General features: G+C 43.5%; 1 protein-coding gene. It reads left to right on the top strand.

The window, feature by feature from the left end:
* Nucleotides 1-248 (top strand): hypothetical protein (locus AAEZ03_RS28435; protein ID WP_350583314.1); only part of this gene is annotated, 248 nt, incomplete at both ends.

Here is a 248-nt window from a genome sequence, read left to right as displayed (position 1 = left end):
CTATTTGATGTGGCCAAAACAGCCATCATCATCGAAGACAATCGCACCTCCTTTCCACTAAAGTTACCGTTGTCACGACGCCTAGAAGCCTTGGGCGTCGATGTAATCGATAATATGACCTTGGTCGATATTACCAATAACAATAAAAACGCGACGGCGGAACCCATTGCTGCGATTAGCGTCAAAAATATGCGCTTTAAGCGTTATGAATTGGTCGGTGTTTTAACAGAAATCCGCTTAGTATTGTC

Source organism: Pseudomonas sp. HY2-MNA-CIBAN-0224, from assembly GCF_040310285.1.
In the GTDB taxonomy this organism is placed as follows: Bacteria; Pseudomonadota; Gammaproteobacteria; order Pseudomonadales; family Pseudomonadaceae; genus Aquipseudomonas; species Aquipseudomonas helleri.
Note: the sequence above shows the minus strand (reverse complement) of the source record. Positions and strands in the feature narration are given on the sequence as shown.